Genomic DNA, 16088 nt, shown 5'->3' with positions numbered 1-16088 from the left:
ATTTTTTGTGTGTGTAAATATTGAGAGTGTATATCCCGTGCAATGAGAATGGGGATACTGCCTACATTGGTCAAAATGTGATAAGAAAATTGAAGATGGATTTCATTACTATGATGAACAAGACGATTTTTCCTAATAAGAGAGCTTAGTTTAAGTTCAGCTAGAATAAAGGTTTCACTCGATCAAACATAAGGCATCATTTTCTTAATAAGAAATAAGATGCAAAAAATTATTTGCATCTTATTAAATCTTATAATTTGATGTTAAATGAATAAGGGCTTTAAGGTTTCTATTGAAGGAAGTAAATAATCATCTTTGATTAATGTATAGTAGGATATTGCTTCTGATAGTTCATAATTATCATTAGCGATTTTACTAAAGTTTTCAATTGAATGTTGATTAAAACTGGGAAACCACTTTGATATTTCCTCATTGCTAATAGAATTAATTAGTGCGAGGCATATTGAAATTTCGTTCTTATATGTATTTGGATTTGCATATATAGTTCTTAATTGAGCAGTTAGGGCTATATCTAGCTTATTTGAAGCTATTATAAATTCAGAATGCTCTGTTTGGACTTTTTGTAGTTGTTCTATCCTGCTCTTCTGATCTGATTCAATTGGTAAATGGTTACTCCAGTAATCAATCGGTTGTTTTGAAATAACCTCAAGGGTATCTAAGACATTCATAGGTAAAAAAAGTTCAGCTTTATCTTGTATCTTTATGACCTTGGGTAATCTTAATGAGGTGGCAAGGTTCCTGGAAAAAACACTTATTTCCCGTTCGCTTTGGATTTTTAACTCAGTTTCTTCAAAATTTTTTTGAAACCTCCAAAGAATGTAACCAACAATTAAACCTACAATAATACTGTATATAGTACCTGAAAAAAGCCCTGCCCAAAAAGAATCCCAAAAAGCTTTGTAGTCTGAAATCCACATTTGAATACCTCCCAACTCATTCTTTTTAATTATAAGGGGGTATTTTTTAAAATTACAAGTTTTAGCACTTATCTAACGAATTCTTTAAAAGACTAATAGTATTTTTTCCTGCTCTATAAATGTGTGAGTTAGTTTGACAATTGTAATATTCTAAGCAGGAAAGCCTCAAGAATGTTGATAAACCCACCAACATCCCATTGTGTTTTCAATTACAGTCCACACATGTTGAGTGTGTATCGCAGTTAATCTTGAAATAAGTCTGCGACCATCACTCAAGCCATGTTGAATGTGTGTGTCAGCTAGTTTTAAAATAATTCCCCTACCGGTTATCATAACTTGTGGAGACTTTAGTACTGATGAAGAAGATTGTGGTAGAGGGATTGTTTGAACGTTTTGCAGTAAGCATATGATCCAGTTGCATCAAAAATATAATAAATTCGTAGAAAGATACGGAAATCGTCGCGATTGGACCTGAAGAAGATACACTGTAAATGTTTCCTTGTCTGCCCCCAGAAAAAAGATAAGACATTAGCCATAGTAACTACGAAAAGTAAAACTATGTTAATGTCTTTTTTAATTTCCAAAATAAACTCCATCAAATCTGTAATTCCTTTAATTACTTTCAGTTGAATCTAATTCCACTTTAACCCAAGCCTGAGACCAGTTTTCAATTGTTCTTAAAATGGGTTCCATGGAATGCCCTTTATCCGTTAAAGAATATTCAATGATGACTGGTGTTTCTGGTATAACCTCCCGTTTTACCACCCCTTGGTACTCTAAATCCTTTAAACGATCTGATAATACCTTTCCACTTATACCAATAGAAGATTGAATTTCGTTAAATCTTTGTGGTCCCGATAATAATTGATAGATAACTAATGCTGTCCATCTCTGACTTAATAATGAAATTGCCTTTTCAAATTTTGGGCAAATTGTAGGTTGTTTCATATCTTAAATCCACCTCTCTTAATAACTATTGTACCATACTTAATTATAAATATGAACTTAATTACTTGACATTACTTAATAACATAAATATAATAACTTACATAAAGTAACTTGCCTTAAAAAAGGGAATGCAGATTGATTAAGAACGATATTGGAAAAGTTATATTAAGAGTAGTAGTAGGTCTTATATCTTTTATTCATGGGATTTCAAAGTTCCAGGGTGGCATGTCAAATACAGTTGGTTTTTGGATATGAACTTGAACTCGTTTAATTAGCCATATCAATATATTTCGTATTTGCAGTTAAAGCTCAACTATCATTGGATCAAAAGTTTTTCAAGTCATAAAAAGAATACTAGGAGGGTAATTATGGGATTTCATTCAAAGCCCACTACATTCGTGGGAAATGTCAAAATTAAAGTAGAAAAACTAGACCGTTCAATTCAATTTTATAAGGATATACTTGGTTTCAATATTTTGGAGCAAACAACTTCAACAGCAAAACTAACTACTGATGGGAAAACAAGTATTTTATCACTGGAGCAACCTGAAAATGTTATCCCAAAACAGGGAAGAACAACTGGTTTATACCATTTTGCCATTCTATTACCAACTGAGATAGATTTAGCTAATATTGTTATTCATTTGGTGAACAAAGGAATTCGCTTTGGGTCTTCTGATCACCTTGTCAGTGAAGCATTGTACCTGCATGATCCAGATGGAAATGAGATTGAAATTTACCGTGATCGAGCTCCTTTTGAATGGAAATGGAATAACGCTGAAGTGGCAATGGCTGTTGATCCATTAAATTTTGAGAACTTGCTCAAGTCTTCCACACCGGATAGACCCTGGCAGGGAATGCCTGCTGAAACGGTAATGGGACACATTCATTTACACGTGTCAGAACTACCTAAGACAGAAGAATTTTATGTGAAGGGACTCGGTATGGATGTTGTTAATCGGTTTGGATCGCAGGCCTTATTCCTCTCTTACGGAAAATATCACCATCATGTAGGGGTTAATACTTGGAATGGCGTAGGGGCAAAAGCTCCCGCTAAAAATAGTGTGGGTCTCCAATCGTTTACGCTTATTTTTGATAATGAAGAGGCTCGTAAACAAGCAGTGACGAATTTGAAGCAGATCGGTGCGGAGGTAGTAGAAGAAAATAATCATGTTATCACCATTGATCCTTCTGGAAACACAATAGAGTTAGCCGTATAGAAGGGAGGAATACGATTGGCTGCAAAAGAAAGTGCCGGTATTGAAATTGGTATTTATACACTTGCTGATATTGGTCCGGACCCCCTGACTGGAAAGACCATAGGGGTTAAGGAAAGAGTAAATGAAATTGTTCAAGCCGCAAAACTTGCTGATGAGGCAGGACTAGATGTATTTGGAGTAGGAGAACATCATCGACTGGATTATGCTTCTTCTTCTCCAGCGGTTCTATTGGCTGCTATTGCGCAAGTAACAAAACAAATTAGATTAACAAGTACAACAAGTGTTCTTAGTACACTTGACCCTGTTCGTCTCTTTGAAGATTTTGCTACATTGGATTTACTTTCGGATGGTCGGGCAGAAATACTGGCAGGAAGGGGAGCATTTATAGAATCATTTCCTCTTTTTGGTTATAGTACAAACGATTACGATGAATTGTTTGAAGAACATATGGACCTCCTATTACGACTGACCCAGAATGAGACCGTCACATGGTCGGGGAAGTTCCGTTCTTCCTTAAGGAATGCTGAAATTGCACCAAGACCGGTACAAGAAAATTTACCAATTTGGATTGGCGTTGGTGGGACCCCAAAAAGTGCTGTTCGTGCTGGGAGATTTGGGGTGGGGATGGCTTTAGCTATTTTGGGTGGTCATCCAAGCCGTTTTAAACCCCTTGTCGATCTTTATCGTCAAGCTGGAATAGATGCTGGACATTCACCAGAAATGTTGAAAATTGGTGTAACAGGTCATGCTTATATAGCTAAGACAACACAGCAAGCCAAGGACGAGTTTTATCCTTATTACTCCAATTACTGGGAATATGTAAACCGTCAACGTGGTATGGGGACAAGGATGTCAAGGAACGATTTCGAACATATGGCTAGTCCGGAAACTGCATTGTTCGTGGGGAGTCCACAGCAAATCATCGAGAAAATCCTTCAACAATACGAACTCTTTGGGCACCATCGATTTCTTGCACAGTTAGATATAGGTGGTCAACCTTTTAAAAATGTAGCAAAAGGTATTGAAATGTTAGCAACTGAAATTGCCCCAATCGTTCGAAGAGAAACAAGTAAATAACTGTTTATAGGCGGTGTTAAAAAATGGGTTTATTAGAAAAAATATTTGGGAAACAAACTAAGGAGGACGTTACAATGACAACAGAAAAATTATACATTGGAATTATCTTAGGAAGCACTCGTCAAGGACGTGTGAGCCCTCAAGTGGGAGAATGGGTGAAAGGAATTGCTGACGAGCGTGGAGATGCCAATTATGAAATTGTAGATATTGCTGACTTTAATCTTCCGTTTTTAGGAACAACAGATGGAACGGAGCCTGGAATTGCAGCATGGAATGAAAAACTTGCAAGCCTGGATGGATTTGTATTCATCGTTCAAGAGTACAATCACAGTATTACAGGTGCATTAAAGAACGCTATCGATTTTGCACGTGAAGCGTGGTACAACAAGGCAGCTGGTATCGTAAGTTATGGTTCAACTGGCGGAGCTCGTGCAGCTGAACATTTACGTGGAATTCTTGCCGAACAGAAAGTAGCAGATGTTCGTACACACCCAACTTTAAGTCTATTTACCGATTTTGTTAATGGGTCAGAGTTTAAACCACAAGAGTTACATCTAAATAATGTAAATGCGATGCTAGATGAAGTTGTTGCTTGGAGCGGAGCATTAAAAACACTGCGATAAATTTTTTCGTCTTTTCGGGGAGAGGTAAAATCAATACTACATCAGTATATCCGTGATGACCATTCAAGCCACGTTGAGTCCTGTTCACTTTTAGTTTTAAGCGAATAAAGATGAGGTTGTGTGTGTAAAAAAGTCTCTCTGCTTGTAAAGTGGAGAGACTTTTTTGTATGGAAATTAAAGGCTAAGAGGGGGAGTGATGGACCAACTAAATATATGGAAAAAAATATGCGGACTGAATATGGGCATCAACCATAAGTATTATTTTAGCAACAGTTTAATATACTTCAACGCGAAATAGGCTCTTAGTTTAGTAACAGACACCTAAATGAAAACATAATTTGTTGAAGAGAGTATACATCGTAACTAATGATTTCGTTTACACAGACCTGGTATTGACTTTTTTACTCTTTAGTCAAGATTAACTTAGATCATTAAATATAATGGGGAGGAAAGAATACAATATGTTTCAAAATGAGCTACAGGGGTTGGGAATCGACCCTTACCAAGTTGGTCAGTTAGTTCCTATGGATACTCAGAGCCAGGACCTGCAAATGATGGCTAGACGTTGCGGTGGCTGTGGACATTGCGGTGGCTGTGGAGGCTTTCGTTGCGGCGGTTGTGGAGGATTTCGATGTGGAGGCTGTGGCGGCTGTGGCGGCTTCCGTTGTGGTGGTTTTGGCTGTTTTGGCTGCTTCGGTTTCAGCTGTTTCGGCTTTGGCATCGGTTTTAGCTGTTTCGGTTTCATTTAATTGCTTTGGCAGTTTGAGCCGTTATATACCGATAACATTTCCTAAAGAAAAAATTAATAATGTAAATCAAAAGTGTCCTTGCGTAATTTTCCCGCAGGGGCACTTTTTAAATTTAAGGCTGTTTTAAAGCTCATTGTTGATTTTTTAGCGTAGTTGATTGGAGCTTTTGCATTTCTTATCATATTGGACAAAAAATCGTACATAAACTGATAGTGCATAATTAGTACGAATATGAATAAGGAGGGGCTGAATGACAAAACTTGACTCGTCCTCACGTCTTAAGGTCAAAAGGGATACTTTCTTTCTTCCAGATCCACATCCACATGGCGGTGTGTATTTAAGAAACAACTTAAGCTCATTCAGAATAGAAGGTAATACAATCTATCAGTGGATTGAAAAATTGCTTCCAATGTTTAATGGGGAGCATACAATGGGAGAGTTAACAATGGGATTAACTGCCCCTTATCGGGACAGGGTATACGAAATAGGAGAAACGTTGCACAACAACGGTTTTGTACGCGATCTAAGCAAGGATAAACCCCACCAATTGAATCAAAACCTTCTTGAAAAGTATGCATCACAAATCGAATTTATTGAGAATATTAAGGGGTCTGGTGCTTACCATTTTCAAGAATATCGTCAGGCGAAAGTTCTGGTTGTCGGCTCTGGCCCCTTTATGGGTTCATTGGTTTCCTCGTTAATCGAATCGGGTCTTCCCAAATTAAATGTCTTGGTCACAGATTCCGTTCCTACCAATTGGCAGAGGCAAAATGAACTGGTGCAAAATGCCCGTAAGACCGATTCTGAAGTCGAGATAAAGAATGTGCCCTTTCATAAAGACGCAGGAAGCAGTTTCTGGAGAGAAGCAGTTCAGCCCTATGATTGGATTCTATATGTCTCTCAGGATGGCAATATAAATGAGCTAAGGGATCTTAATCTGGTTTGCAAAGAAGAAAAGAAGGCATTTATGCCAGCGATCTATTTAGACCAGGTGGGGCTTTCTGGTCCATTCAATCAACCGGATACAGATGAATGCTGGGAGTCCGCATGGCGCAGAATCCATCAATCAGCACTAAAAAAAGATCGGCCGTCTCAATCCTTCTCTTCAACAGCGGGATCGATTCTGGCAAATGTTTCAGTATTCGAATTTTTCAAAAGGGCTACAGGGATTACAGATTCCAATGAGAGTCATCAAATTTACATGCTTGATCTTGAAACCCTTGAAGGAGACTGGCTTTACTTCATCCCACATCCATTGGGTACGTCTAAATGTCATACTCCAAGACTGGTGGAAGATTTTGATTTACGCCTCAAAGAGGAAACGGACAGAAATGAACCAACGAGTAACCTCTTAGAGTATTTCAGTCGATTAACGTCAGAAGAAATAGGAATTTTCCATACTTGGGAGGAACGAAATTTACCCCAACTTCCACTTGCACAGTGCTATGTTCAAGCAGTTAACTCTTTTTCAGAGGGACCGGCAGAGCTGCTTCCTGAAGTTGTCTGTGCAGGACTTACACATGAGGAAGCAAAAAAAGAGGCAGGGCTAACAGGCATTGAAATGTATGTTTCACAAATGATAAATTTGCCCGTATTGGGAGACAAACATCAGAAAAATAAGGTAGGTGCGAAAATACCTGAGGGATTTATTGGCATCGGTTCTGGAGAAACAATGGCAGAGGCTGTTTGTAGAGGCCTTCAAGTCTATTTAGGTGAAGAATTGAAAAAGAGAAAGGTCGATCAGCAGAGTAGGGTTTATCGTATTAAGGTGGGGGCCCTAGAAGATAAGAGATGCAGATTTTATTTTAATGCCTTGACTACCTTAAATGGTGCTCCAACAGTTGGTCTAAAAGGGGATGTACTAGGATTCCCTGTGATAGGGGTAAGGTCGAAGGGCCGTTGGTACACAAGTGTAAGTCTAAATACCACACTGTCATTACGTAATGCATTGGAACAAGCGCTTTTGGATGCTCAAAACCAAGTATATTCCACAGACATGCAAGAGACGGAGTCTTTTGTTTTTCTGGAAAAAAATGAAAGCAAACTGGATATCCCATCTTGTGATGAAATTACGTCTCGGGAGCTATTACAATCGTCTATTCAGATATTGAACCGGAACCGCCAGCGGCTAGTAATCTATGACCTTACCTTTGAGCCTTTTTTAAAACAAGAGCTGGCAGGGGTGTTTGGTGTTCAGGTAAAAGAGGGGGGATCCTAATGGCTGCTCATATACTTATAGATGGTGAGGGGGTATTAGCGGATTATATCTATGATCAATTGTCCCCAAACTATCTAGTTAGGCGCCAAAGCATTCTTGAAGAGGTTCCCGAAAATACAGAATTAGTTCTTGTGCTGCATGATACCTGGAAACCATCCGTTCATCAAAAAGCGGAAGAGAGGTTAAGGGCTTTAGCTATTCCTTGGTTTCGAGGTTTCGTTTTGTTGGGTGAGGGGATCATTGGTCCATTTGTACGCCCTGGTGTACCGGGATGTTCTCAATGTGCTGACATACGACTTATGTTAGCTGGGCTTGACCGTCAAGAAATGTGGGGGCTTCGGGTGAAAGTGGCAACAGGAGAAGGTTTACTGCGTGATGCATGGGCATCACGAACCGGATTATCGCAAATGGCGATCTTGATTAGCAACGAAGTGAAAAAGATTCTTCAAGGAGAAGAAAGCAGCTTAGAAGAACGGGTGTTCATTACAAATCTGAAATCGTTAACGATCTCGAGCCACTTTTTCTTGCCAAATTCGTTATGCCCTATGTGCAGTCAAATACCTAAAGACACATCTGAATTGGCGCACATAAAGTTAGAACCTAGTCCTAAATTGAACCCCACTGGTTACAGATGTCGTTCGATGGATGAATTAAAAAACGTGCTAGTCAAAGATTATCTGGATTATCGAACGGGAATCATGAATGGGAAAATGCAGGATATCAAGCTGCCGTTCGCCGATGTTTTAGTGAACATGCCGTTGTTTGATGGGGACGAGGGAGTAGCAGGCAGGACCAATTCTTATGAAATGAGTGAGCTAACTGCCATTTTAGAGGGTTTGGAGAGATATTGCGGAATCGAACCTCGCGGCAAAAAGAAGGTAGTTCGTGATAGTTATTACAATTTAGCGGAAAAAGCACTAGATCCTGCAAAAGTAGGTTTGCATGAGAAGGAACAGTATGCAAGACCCCATTTTCCATTTAAACCCTTCCATCCTGATAAACCAATGAATTGGGTTTGGGGTTATTCATTTTTACAAGAACGCCCTATTCTGGTTCCGGAGTTACTGGCCTATTACAGTTTGGGATATGGAGAAGGCTTTGTTTATGAGACCTCCAACGGTTGTGCATTAGGAGGAAGTTTAGAGGAGGCCATTTTCCATGGCATTATGGAAGTAGTCGAGCGAGACTCATTCTTATTAACCTGGTATGCACAACTTCCCCTTCCCCGTCTTGACCTTAGTTCTGCGAATGACAAAGATTTGCAGCTGATGGTGAGCCGGATTCGTGAGGTGGCTGGTTATGACCTGCATTTTTACAATTCGACGATGGAACATGAGATTCCAAGCGTTTGGGCAGTGGCCAAAAACAGAACATCCAAGGGAGCAAACCTCATTTGTGCAGCCGCAGCGAATCCTGATCCTGTAAAGGCAGTAAAAAGTGCGATTTACGAGCTTGCAGGAATGATGTTTAGGCATGACGAAATCTTGGAGAAAAATCGACCGAAATATGAAGCGATGTTACAGGATCCGTTTGCAGTACGTACTATGGAGGACCATGGCATGCTTTACGGACTAAGAGAAGCAGAGGAGAACTTAAGTTTTCTATTAGATGAAAATCGCCCTTTACGTACATTTGCTGAGGAATTTAAATGCCCACCTGTGAATGCTAATTTGAAGGATGATGTTGAGGATATTCTAGATAGGTTTCGAATGCTAGACTTGGAAGTCATTGTGGTTGACCAAACAACACCAATAACCAAACGGAACGGTTTATTTTGTGTGAAAGTATTGATTCCTGGCATGCTGCCAATGACATTTGGACATCACCTTACACGTATACAAGGTCTTGAACGGGTACTCAACGTACCTGTGAAACTCGGATTTAAAAAGCATCCGTTAACATATGAACAGTTGAATCCATATCCCCATCCTTTTCCATAACTGCAAGAGTAGGAGGGTTACAGGTTGGAACTAGATACATTCCTATACAATCTGCATTTTGACACTGATAAACTTCTTCCGCCGGATTGGCAACCGGATTGGGAAGACGCACCACTTCCCTATAAACTGTACCGTGGCTTACCAGAGATTCCACTTACCGCAGATGTACCGTTAACTCTCAAAGGAAGAGAAGCTAATTCAATACCCAGCTTGGAGGAGTTTGGTCATTACTTATGGTATGTATATGGTCTTACTCGATACTCTCAAGCTGCTTTCATTGAAGGCACCGAGGAAAAAGCTACTGTAAGCTACGCCCAGTTGTTTCGCAGATTTGTTCCCTCTGGCGGAGCATTGTATCCCAATGAATTATATGTGTACTTAAAGTTGGAGGATGTACCTGAGGGAGTATACCACTACGATGTTGCACACCATCGCCTTATATTCCTGCGTGAAGGCAACTATGATTCCTATCTATCAAGAAGTCTTGGAAATCGTTATAATCTCTCAGATTGTTTTTGTACTGTTTTTGTATCGACGGTTTTTGGAAAAAATTTTTATAAATACAATAATTTCTCTTACAGGTTACAAGGGTTAGATACAGGCGTAGTAATTGGGCAATCGTTAGAAGTGGCGGATAGGATGGGGTTCTCAACACGGGTATGTTACCAATTTCTAGATCGTTCTATCAATCATTTGCTTGGGCTATCTGAACAAGATGAAAGTGTATATGCTGTGATCCCATTATCTATTTATAATGTTGACCAATTTAATATAGAAAAAAATATTTCTATTTCTGCAACGGAATTGTCCCGGGAAGTTCCAATGCTGAAGCATGTAACATATAACCGTTCAAAGAGAGTCATTGATTACCCAGAGCTGAAAGAGATCAATAAAGCCTCGATGTTTGAAACAACACATTCATTTGTGAACATAAAACAAGATATTCCTCTTAACAATGCATTAGGTACAGAGTTAACCATACTGCCATTTCCGGAGGTCATTTCATACGATCTAGCATCCGTTTGCAGAGAGCGGCACTCTCCAGATATTGATTTTATGCTAGGGAAAATCAGTCAAACAAAAGTATCCACTTTGTTACATGAGACTTTTTCATTTTCATATCAAAAAGACCTTTACAATACACAAGGGAAGCTTGGGACTGGTTTAAATATGTATGGCACTTTTTATAACGTGGAAGGTGTTCAAGATGGTGCTTACGTCTATGACAAAAGTACTCATGCACTTCGGAGAATATCTAAGGGGGATTTACGGGAGTATATGCAAAATTCTTTAACAGTGCCTAATGTAAATCTGTTTCAGGTTCCGCTAGTCCTGCATGTTGTTGGAGACAAGGACCACCTCAAAAAGGAACTGGGCTATAGAGGATACAGAATTCAACAGATGGAAGCTGGTATACTCGTGCAAAGGCTGCTCTTGACAGCCTGTGCCCTAGAGATGGGAGGACACCCACTATTAGGATTCGACTCTAACCAAAGTGATGAGCTTTACGGAGTCAATTCGAAAGAAAAAACGTGCCTTATACAAATCCCTGTAGGTCCATACCGTCCCCGCGTCTGGTTAAAAGGAAGCTTGAATAGCTAGGATAGACAGGAGAATTAACAATTTTTTATAGAAGTGATTTTTAAAAATATTAATAAAAGGGGTACCCAAGTGATTCATTGGGTACCCCTTAATCATTATTTAAAACACTTTCGTAGTCCAATCCTCACAGTTCCAAATATCAGTCGCAATTTCACGATAGAAATCAGGTTCGTGGGATACCATCAAGATACTTCCGCGATAGGCCTTTAAAGCACGCTTCAATTCTTCTTTTGCGTCAACATCCAAGTGATTGGTAGGTTCATCTAGAATTAATACATTCGTTTCTGTGTTTAAAATTTTACATAATCGAACTTTGGCTTTTTCGCCACCAGAAAGGACTTCGATTTTACTTTCAATATGTTTCGTCGTTAATCCACATTTTGCAAGAGCAGCACGGACTTCAGCCTGATTCATACTTGGGAACTCGCTCCAAATTTCTTCAATACAAGTGTTGTAGTTAGACTGTTTAACTTCCTGCTCGAAGTAACCAATATGTTGATACTCACCACGTTCCACTTTACCCGAAATCGGATTAATCAGCCCAAGAATACTTTTTAAAAGAGTAGACTTCCCAATACCGTTTGCACCCACGAATGCAATTTTTTGTCCGCGTTCCATTTTCAAATTCAGCGGGCGAGAAAGTGGTTCGTTGTAACCAATAACAAGATCTTCAGCCGTGAAAATATAACGACTAGTTGCACGAGCTTCTTTGAAGTTAAACTCTGGTTTCGGCTTCTCTTTCCCCAATTCAATAACATCCATTTTGTCGAGCTTCTTTTGACGAGACATCGCCATATTACGAGTCGCCACACTTGCCTTGTTACGAGCAACGAAATCCTTCAAATTAGCAATTTCTTGTTGTTGACGCTTGTAAGCAGACTCTAGCTGTTGCTTCTTCATTTCATAAATATTTAAGAAGTTATCATAGTCACCAACATAGCGATTTAACTCTTGGTTTTCCATGTGATAGATTAAGTTAACAACATTGTTCAAGAATGGAATATCATGTGAAATCAAGATAAATGCATTCTCATATTCCTGTAAATAGCGCTTCAACCATTCGATATGCTGTTCATCTAAATAGTTCGTAGGCTCGTCTAGTAATAGGATTTCAGGTTTTTCTAGCAAAAGCTTAGCAAGCAAAACTTTGGTACGTTGCCCACCGCTAAGATCATCTACATCTCGATCAAGTCCAACATCGTCTAATCCTAGACCACGAGCAACTTCCTCAACTTTTGAATTAATTTGATAGAAATCATTGCTATCTAAAGTTTCTTGTAGTTCTCCAACTTCTGCTAGTAATGCATCGATATCAGCACCTTCATCACCCATTTTTGCATAAAGGTCATTGATTTCTGCTTCAGCATCAAATAGATATTGAAAAGCAGTACTCAAAGCTTCACGCATCGTAGTACCTTTTTGAAGTACAGCATGCTGATCTAAATAACCTACACGAACTTTTCGTGACCACTCCACTTTCCCCTCGTCGGGGTGCAACTTCCCAGTAACAATATTCATGAAAGTAGACTTACCCTCACCATTTGCCCCAACTAGTCCAACGTGCTCTCCTTTTAAAAGTCGGAAAGACACATCATTAAAAATCGCACGATCACCGAAACCGTGGCTTAAATTTTTTACGTTTAATACGCTCATTTTTTTAACCCCTTATCTAATGTCACATGTGAATATCTTACTAGAATTTAGCTACTTTTTCTATCTGAAAGTTATTTTTGTGAAAAATGTAATTCGATTTTTGGGCTAAATTGAAGTCTGCCCCTTTTTAATTAAATGCAATTATTGAATTATATTTACTTGGGCAAATCAAAATAGGATAAAAGTATATTATACAACCGAACTAGGATGTATGATATGAGGTTTTCCTATGTGGGAATAGTTCAATAAAAAATGAAAAAATTGGTTGTGTCTTGTTCGGTAACAAAGGAAGCCCTGCTTGCGATTTCCTAGCAGTAGTGGCTATTGTTAAATTAATCATTAAAGGCATAAGGAAAATCATTTAGGAATAGAATGAGTGATGGTAAACTTAATAAAAAGGAGGTTTTCCCCACAATGAACCAAAACTATAAAAATCACAGAAAAGTTGACCCGCTTTATCATTTTGGGACAGCTTTGCTTGGACTTATTATGCTCATTTTATCGATTGTGTTTTTCTTTCAACATGTAAGAAGTCAGCTGTTGCTAAGTGGAATTGTGTTAGGCTTCGCGTTGTTGTTTTTCTTTGTGACAGTTAAATTAAGAGGATATGCCCTGCAGTTACAGGATCGAATCATTCGTACGGAGGAAAATTTTCGCTACTATCGTTTAACTGGGAAGCTATTAGACTCGAAGCTATCGTTGAAGCAAGTGATTGCACTAAGATTTACGGCTGACGAAGAATTCGTAGATTTAGTTGAGAGAACTGTTCAAGAGAACCTTTCACCAGATGACATTAAAAAGGCTGTTCGGAATTGGCGTGCAGACCATCATCGCGTATAATTGAGAAAGAAACAGCTTCAAATGGCTGTTTCTTTTTTTGAATTCTTAAATTCCAATATATATAAGGATTACATAAATGTCCTAAGGAGGCTTGCTATGCTTAAAAACATAATGGTAGACGTAAAAAGTCTATTAAAACGATACGGCTCTCACACAGCGGTTAACGGGGTATCCTTTCAGGTGGAAAAAGGAGAGGTTTTTGGTCTCCTTGGACCTAATGGTGCTGGAAAAACAACCACGATTGAAATGTTAGTAGGACTTAGAAAGCCAGATGAAGGAACCGCTGCACTCGCAGGCTTTGATGTGAAAAAGGAAGTGAACAAAGTCAAAGAGGTCATCGGAGTTCAACTTCAATCCACTTCTTTATTTGAATTATTGAAAGTAAAAGAAATTCTACAAATGTACGGAAGTTTCTATCCGAGCCACGTAAACATCGATGAATTAATTGATGAAATGCTTTTAACAGAGAAGAAAAACGCCCGTATTAAAGGACTTTCCGGCGGACAAAAGCAGCGGCTTGCTATTGCCTTAGCTCTTATACATGACCCGCAAATTGTGTTTCTCGATGAACCAACGACTGGGCTCGATCCACAGGCAAGAAGAACCTTGTGGGACATTGTACTACGTTTAAAAGATCGCGGAAAAACAGTTATCCTCTCCACACATTATATGGATGAAGCTCATGTGCTCTGTGACCGCATCGGAATTATGGATCAAGGAGAATTGATTGCTCTTGATACGCCAGACAATTTAGTGAAGAAACTTCAATCAACGAGCACCATAGAGTTTCATTTAAGCAATCCGCCTGAAAAAGAGTTACTTTTGAATTTAAATGGTGTTAAAGAAGTGTCTATAAAAGATACCTTTATCCAGTTATATACAGATGATTTACAAACAGCTTTAACATCCTTAATTCAGGCCTCTACGGAACATCTATTTAAAATTGAGGATTTACAAACACGTTTAGCAACATTAGAGGATGTTTTTATTCATATGACAGGAAGGAGTATCAGAGAGTCATGAGAGCTTACTGGCAGTTAACTCTTGCACAATTAAGAATCTTTGCTCGCAATAAACAGGTTTTATTCTTTACCTTACTCTTTCCGATTATCTTAATGCTAGCTCTTGGTTCCTTTGCAGGTAAGGAGGATAATCTATCGTTAACCGTAGGGGTAATCGACTTGGAACAAACAAGTTCCTCGGAGGATCTAAAGAAACTGTTTGACAAGTACGAGGGACTAAAAACCATAAGTTATGGGAAAGTTCAAAATGGAAAACAAGCCTTGAGAAATGGAGAAATCCAGCTTCTTATTGAAATTCCAAAAGGGTATGAAGCAAACTTGAAGGAAAAGGAACACGCCTTTTCCCTTCCGGTTTATTATAATGAGAAAAATCTCACCACCTCGGAACTCGGCCTGACCGTTGTAAATGGCATCATTGATCAATATAGTAAAGCACTTGTTGGCTACAAACCTTTAGTGACGGTTGAAAAAATAGGCATAGAAGCCCGAAATATTCGTTATGTCGATTTCCTCGTCCCAGGAATCGTTGCTATGATGATTATGAGTAATAACATGAATGGTGTTGCTGGACAAATTGCTGCCTGGCGGGAAAGAGGGATCTTGCGGAGAATGCAAGGAACGAGACTCAAAGCCTCCACCTTCATCGCTGCTCAAATCACAGCTCGTTTATTACTTAATGGAACTCAAGCTCTATTGGTCGTCCTAATTGCTAATTTAGTATTCGGTATTAGTGTCGTAGGCTCTTGGTTTTCTTTGATCTTCTTCATTGTCCTTGGCACCCTTGCATTTATGTCACTTGGTTTTATTATTGCAGGGATTGCGAAAAATCCTGAAAGTGCTGGGCCAATCGCAGGATTTGTTACGTTTCCCATGCTGTTTCTTGGAGGTGTGTTCTTTCCGATTAGTAATATGCCAGATATTATTCAACCCATTGTTAAGGTACTGCCTATTGCTCATTTAAGTTCTGCCTTGAGGGAGACGATGAATCTTGGAACCCCTTTTCTTCAATTGGGAACGGACACTCTTGTATTAGGATGTTGGTTATTAGGTGGGTTTGTGTTAGCCAGTTTAGTGTTTAAATGGGAATAGGAAAAAGGCTAATAACAAATTCCAATTCCAGCCGATTTTGTAAAGTATAGATGCACACCTTACAATTTGTATTTAAATAATTCAGAGAGACTATTTCGGAAAGAAATAGTCTTTTTTTGGGCTGTTTTCGTAAAGAATGTTGTTATTAAACACATTTGAACTCCGATTC

At 38.9% G+C, this 16088-nt stretch carries 13 protein-coding genes; 10 read left to right on the top strand and 3 right to left on the bottom strand.

Features of this window, described 5'->3' with window-relative positions; translation table 11 throughout:
* Positions 1-263 precede the first annotated feature (263 nt).
* On the bottom strand, positions 264-938 hold the full coding sequence (locus tag RCG25_RS21450; RefSeq protein ID WP_308080843.1) for a hypothetical protein: 675 nt from the start codon (positions 936-938) through the stop codon (positions 264-266).
* 612 nt (positions 939-1550) lie between these two features.
* A complete protein-coding gene (locus tag RCG25_RS21445) occupies positions 1551-1886 on the bottom strand; it encodes a winged helix-turn-helix transcriptional regulator (RefSeq protein WP_308080842.1) in 336 nt (111 codons plus the stop codon).
* 368 nt (positions 1887-2254) lie between these two features.
* Here RCG25_RS21445 and RCG25_RS21440 point away from each other — a divergent pair, with 368 nt between their 5' ends.
* The 7 genes from RCG25_RS21440 to RCG25_RS21410 all read left to right on the top strand — a co-directional run bounded on the left by RCG25_RS21440 (position 2255) and on the right by RCG25_RS21410 (position 11315).
* The gene (locus tag RCG25_RS21440; protein WP_308080841.1) at positions 2255-3106 is read left to right on the top strand and encodes a VOC family protein; all 852 of its coding nucleotides are present in this window, start codon (positions 2255-2257) and stop codon (positions 3104-3106) included.
* A gap of 15 nt (positions 3107-3121) precedes the next feature.
* Positions 3122-4183 (top strand): LLM class flavin-dependent oxidoreductase, encoded by a 1062-nt coding sequence (locus RCG25_RS21435; protein WP_308080840.1) that lies wholly within the window; start codon positions 3122-3124, stop codon positions 4181-4183.
* A gap of 23 nt (positions 4184-4206) precedes the next feature.
* The gene (locus RCG25_RS21430; protein ID WP_308080839.1) at positions 4207-4806 is read left to right on the top strand and encodes an NADPH-dependent FMN reductase; all 600 of its coding nucleotides are present in this window, start codon (positions 4207-4209) and stop codon (positions 4804-4806) included.
* A 440-nt stretch (positions 4807-5246) separates the two neighbouring features.
* Positions 5247-5555, top strand: a complete 309-nt coding sequence (locus RCG25_RS26125) for a heterocycloanthracin/sonorensin family bacteriocin (RefSeq protein ID WP_374121013.1) — start codon at positions 5247-5249, stop codon at positions 5553-5555.
* Between the two features lie 250 nt (positions 5556-5805).
* A complete protein-coding gene (locus RCG25_RS21420; protein ID WP_308080837.1) occupies positions 5806-7773 on the top strand; it encodes a putative thiazole-containing bacteriocin maturation protein in 1968 nt (655 codons plus the stop codon).
* The gene (locus tag RCG25_RS21415; RefSeq protein ID WP_308080836.1) at positions 7773-9713 is read left to right on the top strand and encodes a TOMM precursor leader peptide-binding protein; all 1941 of its coding nucleotides are present in this window, start codon (positions 7773-7775) and stop codon (positions 9711-9713) included. The genes RCG25_RS21420 and RCG25_RS21415 overlap by 1 nt, the downstream gene beginning before the upstream one ends.
* A 24-nt stretch (positions 9714-9737) precedes the next feature.
* On the top strand, positions 9738-11315 hold the full coding sequence (locus RCG25_RS21410; RefSeq protein WP_308080835.1) for a SagB family peptide dehydrogenase: 1578 nt from the start codon (positions 9738-9740) through the stop codon (positions 11313-11315).
* 99 nt (positions 11316-11414) lie between these two features.
* Here the strand turns inward: RCG25_RS21410 and RCG25_RS21405 are convergent, their stop codons facing one another.
* Positions 11415-12968 (bottom strand): ABC-F family ATP-binding cassette domain-containing protein, encoded by a 1554-nt coding sequence (locus RCG25_RS21405; protein ID WP_308080834.1) that lies wholly within the window; start codon positions 12966-12968, stop codon positions 11415-11417.
* Between the two features lie 414 nt (positions 12969-13382).
* On the opposite strand from RCG25_RS21405, the gene RCG25_RS21400 reads away from it, so the two are divergent.
* The 3 genes from RCG25_RS21400 to RCG25_RS21390 all read left to right on the top strand — a co-directional run bounded on the left by RCG25_RS21400 (position 13383) and on the right by RCG25_RS21390 (position 15919).
* The gene (locus tag RCG25_RS21400) at positions 13383-13808 is read left to right on the top strand and encodes a DUF6526 family protein (protein WP_308080833.1); all 426 of its coding nucleotides are present in this window, start codon (positions 13383-13385) and stop codon (positions 13806-13808) included.
* A gap of 96 nt (positions 13809-13904) precedes the next feature.
* Positions 13905-14831 (top strand): ABC transporter ATP-binding protein, encoded by a 927-nt coding sequence (locus RCG25_RS21395; RefSeq protein WP_308080832.1) that lies wholly within the window; start codon positions 13905-13907, stop codon positions 14829-14831.
* Positions 14828-15919: an ABC transporter permease gene (locus RCG25_RS21390; protein ID WP_308080831.1), complete on the top strand. Its 1092-nt coding sequence runs from the start codon at positions 14828-14830 to the stop codon at positions 15917-15919. Before RCG25_RS21395 ends, RCG25_RS21390 begins: the two co-directional genes overlap by 4 nt.
* Positions 15920-16088: the final 169 nt, after the last annotated feature.

This window comes from Neobacillus sp. PS2-9 (genome assembly GCF_030915525.1).
GTDB lineage: Bacteria > Bacillota > Bacilli > Bacillales > Cytobacillaceae > Neobacillus.
Note: the sequence above shows the minus strand (reverse complement) of the source record. Positions and strands in the feature narration are given on the sequence as shown.